At 52.1% G+C, this 1,886-nt stretch carries 2 protein-coding genes; one reads left to right on the top strand and one right to left on the bottom strand.

What is annotated here, in order from left to right:
* Positions 1–612, top strand: a 612-nt coding sequence (locus AC3G88_RS29335) for a TetR/AcrR family transcriptional regulator (protein WP_488894486.1), incomplete at its 5' end; no start/stop codon positions are given.
* Between the two features lie 27 nt (positions 613–639).
* Here the strand turns inward: AC3G88_RS29335 and rfbA are convergent.
* Positions 640–1,524: a glucose-1-phosphate thymidylyltransferase RfbA gene (gene rfbA, locus AC3G88_RS29330; protein WP_023082278.1), complete on the bottom strand. Its 885-nt coding sequence runs from the start codon at positions 1,522–1,524 to the stop codon at positions 640–642.
* Positions 1,525–1,886: the final 362 nt, after the last annotated feature.

Below are 1,886 nucleotides of genomic sequence, written 5' to 3'. Positions count from 1 at the left end.
ATCGTTCCGTCCGTCCAATCTCCGCCAAGCATGCTCAAGCTTCACGATTTTTGCAACAGAGCCGACACGAGCATGGACCTGGTTGCGCGGGAGGCCTCAGTTGCGCGCCGAACTGTCTACAACCAGTTCGAAAGCAAGGAGGCGCTGTTTATCGCATCCGTAGAGCGAGTATGGAGTGAATTTCCCGTTGTGGAAATTACCGCTGATGAGTCTGTTCTAAGCGATCCGGCGGCTGGTCTGAAGCGGATTGGGGATGCCGTTGTGGATTTTTGGGAACCGCCGATTGCTGTGGCTTTTCTTCGTATGGTTATTAGTGAGGGAACCCGGTTTCCCGACCTGCCAACAACCTTCTTTGAAGCAGGGAAGGCGCCGGCAATGCGAGCTCTGGTAGAGTACCTGAGAACCTTAAGTGCGAACCGCGTGCTTCATGTCGAAGATGCGGAACTTGCAGCTTCACAGTTCTTAGGTTTGCTGAACGAGCCCCTTCTTTGGCTACGAGTTATCGGTATTGGGGATGCTCCATCGAAGGAGCGACGTGAGAAAGTGGTTGCCGAAGGCGTGAGCATGTTCCTCTCTCGCTATGGAAAGCGGCAAATATTGCCAGACAGCTAGGATGTTCACGCCCTAAAAATCATATTTTTATATCAAGGCGTAGCTGTCATCGTGAACCAAGCTCAAAAGGTATTGGCCGTAATTCGTCTTTGCTAGTAGATTTCCGGCTTTCTCGATGACCTCTGGCGTCACCCAGCCTTTCCGATAGGCAATTTCTTCGGGGCATGCGACTTGGAGATTTTGTCGGTCTTGAACTACTCGGACAAACTCACTTGCCTCAAGCAAGGAAGCGTGTGTTCCTGTATCAAACCAGCCATATCCTCGGCCTAACCTGACAACCGAGCACAAACCATTTTCTAAGTAGATATTGTTTACTGATGTTATTTCGAGTTCACCTCTATCGGAAGGTTTTATCGATTTGGCGATCTGCGAAGCATTGCCATCATAGAAATACAGCCCTGTAACGGCCCAATTTGACCTGGGGTTTGCGGGTTTCTCCTCTATGGTGACGGCTTTTCCCTCGCGGTCGAAGCTGACAACCCCATAACGCTCCGGATCGCGTACATGATAGGCAAACAGGCACGCTCCATGACCGGCTGTTGCTGCATCGGTCAGCTCGGCCCCGAGGCCATCACCATAGAAGATGTTGTCACCTAACACGAGCGCGCAGGGCTGTCCGGCGAGGAAACTTTCACCGATGAGCAACGCTTGAGCCAACCCATCTGGAGATGGCTGTGCTGCATAAGACAAGTTCAAACCCCATTGGCTCCCGTCGCGAAGCACCTGCTTATAAGCGTCCTGATCCTTCGGCGTCGTAATAACAAGAATGTCTCTGATACCGGCTAGCATCAGTGTGCTCAGGGGAAAGTACACCATTGGCTTGTCATACACAGGTAGGAGCTGCTTACTCGTTCCGAGAGTCACGGGATGTAAACGGGTGCCCGATCCGCCGGCGAGGATTATACCTCTCATTGGACTATCTCCTTTTGACTATCTTTTGCACCGAGGCCTAGGCGCTCGACGTGATGACCACGATCAAGAATATCCTGCCACCACCATGAGTTCTTTAGATACCATTCAACGGTATCGCGAATGCCAATTTCGAATGTACGACTTGGGAGCCATCCTAGATCCCGACTTATCTTGCTTGCATCGATGGCATAACGTTTATCGTGGCCGCGGCGATCTTCTACATAGGTGATTAGATCGCGACGCCGGCGTCCTGAAACGGGGGGAGCGAATTCGTCTAGAAGGTCACAGATCGTTTGTACGGCTCTGTTGCAAAGATTGGCGGCAGTCAGAGGTAGGCTGTCGCTCTGCGCCGATCAGGCGGC

This window comes from Cupriavidus sp. 86D6, from assembly GCF_057815095.1.
This window is presented reverse-complemented; position numbering and strand designations above follow the sequence as displayed.

Excerpts from the sequence above, each read along its gene's own strand:
- rfbA (WP_023082278.1), bottom strand. The coding sequence starts at position 1,524 with ATGAGAGGTATAATCCTCGCCGGCGGATCGGGCACCCGTTTACATCCC.